At 46.1% G+C, this 2566-nt stretch carries 2 protein-coding genes; both read right to left on the bottom strand.

From position 1 onward, the window contains the following. Window positions 1–1290, bottom strand: a 1290-nt coding sequence (locus CAG68_RS14385) for a cbb3-type cytochrome c oxidase subunit I (RefSeq protein ID WP_161441303.1), incomplete at its 3' end; no start/stop codon positions are given. Next, a complete protein-coding gene (gene coxB / locus CAG68_RS14380) occupies window positions 1287–2450 on the bottom strand; it encodes a cytochrome c oxidase subunit II (RefSeq protein WP_005385208.1) in 1164 nt (387 codons plus the stop codon). The genes CAG68_RS14385 and coxB, both read right to left, overlap by 4 nt. Between the last annotated feature and the right edge of the window lie 116 nt (window positions 2451–2566).

The following is a 2566-nucleotide window of genomic DNA, read 5'->3' as shown; positions in this document are numbered from 1 at the left end:
CCACTTAGGTAGCCAGTAGTATGCCGCTGCCATGATCGAGAATACCGCACCAGATACCAACACATAATGGAAATGGGCAACCACGAAGTAAGTGTCATGATATTGGAAATCCGCCGGCACAATCGCCAACATTAGTCCCGAGAAGCCGCCAATAGTAAAAAGCACAATAAAGGCAATGGCAAACAACATTGGCGTTTCAAATGTCAGAGCTCCACGCCACATGGTGGCAACCCAGTTAAAGACTTTAACCCCCGTTGGTACCGCAATCAGCATAGTGCAATACATGAAGAAGAGCTCAGCAAAAACTGGCATCCCCGTGGTAAACATGTGGTGCGCCCACACAAGGAAAGATAACAATGCAATGCTGCACGTCGCGTAAACCATCGAATGATAACCAAACAGCTTCTTACCACTGAAAGCAGGCAGAATGGCGGAGATGATTCCAAACGACGGTAAAATCATGATGTACACTTCTGGGTGACCAAAGAACCAAAAGATGTGTTGGAACATTACCGGGTCACCACCACCAGCTGCGTCAAAGAAGCTAGTCCCGAAATATTTGTCAGTAAGAACCATGGTCACCGCACCCGCTAATACCGGCATAACCGCGATTAGCAAGAAAGCGGTAATTAACCAAGTCCAAACAAACATTGGTAACTTGAACCAAGTCATTCCCGGAGCTCGCATATTTACGATCGTCACGATAACGTTGATCGCGCCCATAATGGAGCTGATACCCATGATATGCACAGAGAATACAAACAGCGCAGTGCTATCCGGGCCATAAGTCGTGGACAGCGGAGCATAAAACGTCCAACCAAAATCAGGACCGCCGCCAGGTAAAAACAACGAGCTCAACAAGATGAGAAATGCAAAAGGTAAGATCCAAAAGCTCAAGTTGTTCATGCGCGGCAGCGCCATATCTGGAGCGCCGATCATCATCGGGATCATCCAGTTAGCAAGCCCCGTAAATGCTGGCATCACCGCACCAAATACCATCACTAAACCGTGTACCGTGGTCATTTGATTAAAAAACTGCGGATCGACTAGCTGTAGCCCTGGCTGGAACAGTTCGGCACGAATGATCATAGCCATCGCACCACCTGTTAGAAACATCGCAAAGCTAAACCAAAGGTAGAGGGTGCCTATGTCTTTATGGCTTGTAGAATACAACCAACGAGTGATGCCCTGGGGTGCATGATGCTCGTGACCATCATCAATCGCAATGGTACTGTTCGCACTGGCTTCTGCTGGCGCAGACTTCACTGCCTTATCTATTGGCTTACTCATATTTCCTCCTTAGCACTGCCTTGTGCTTTAAAGGCATTCACATCGGATGCTTGCACTGTATCGCCAGTATCGTTGCCCCATGCATTTCGTTGATATGTGATAACCGCGCCAATTTCTTTGTCACTTAACTGATTAGAAAAAGCCTGCATTGCGGTGCCCGGGCGACCGTTGACAATAATATCTATGTGCTCTGTAACATCTCCGGTTGCAATAGGACTGCCTTTAATCGCGGGAAATGCACCCGGAATCCCCTCACCATTTGCCTGATGACACACAGCGCAACGCGCCGTGTATATCGATTCGCCTTGCGACATCAATTCATCCATAGATAAGTCTTGAGAGAGCGCTTCTTGTGCCGCCGCTTTTTGAAGTGCGAGTTCTTCCTTCTTACTCGCTAGCCATTCATCGAACTTTTCTTCTTCCATCGCATGCACCACCACTGGCATAAATCCATGTGCACGACCACATAGCTCCGCACACTGACCGCGATATACGCCTGGCTCATCAATTCTTGTCCATGCTTCATTAATAAAACCTGGAATGGTGTCTTTCTTGACGGCAAAGTCCGGTACCCACCAAGAGTGAATGACATCATCAGAAGTCATCAAAAAACGCACTTTGCGATTCACAGGCAACACCAAAGGGTTATCTACTTCCAGTAAGTAATGTGCGCCTTTAGCTTCGATTCCATCAATTTGTTTTTGGCTGGTGGCAAGCAAACTAAAAAACTCAACATCTTCGCCAAAATAGCTGTAATGCCATTTCCATTGCGAGCCTGTGATCTTGACCGTGATATCCGATTGGCTTGTGTCTTCCATTGCTACTAGAGTTTTTGTTGCGGGAATCGCCATAGCGACAAGAATGATGATGGGTATGACCGTCCAAATAATTTCCACTTTTGTACTTTCATGGAAATGTGCGGCAACTGCTCCTTTTGACTTGCGATGACGGAAGATGGAATAGAACATCACACCAAAAACAATCAAAGCAATTACACAGCAGATATAGAAAATCAGCATATGTAATTCATACACTTGCCCACTTATCTCTGTGACCCCTTTTGTCATGTTGTAGTCATTTTCCTTTGACCAACCAAAAGAGGAAAATGTGATTAAAATCACATTCAGTGATAAGGCTAGAGTAGTCGTTAATCTTTTCAAAAGATCTCTCCTCTGCTCAGCCGCTACGCCTACGCGAGCTTCCTTGCGTCCCGATGCAAATATCGAACAACTTTACGAAAAATCACAAAAACTACGATTTCGACACGGTTTGTTAT

The organism is Vibrio sp. V42_P2S4T144 (assembly GCF_009904715.1).
In the GTDB taxonomy this organism is placed as follows: Bacteria; Pseudomonadota; Gammaproteobacteria; order Enterobacterales; family Vibrionaceae; genus Vibrio; species Vibrio alginolyticus.
The sequence above is the reverse complement of the archived record's forward strand: the minus strand, read 5'-3'. Positions and strand labels throughout refer to the sequence as shown.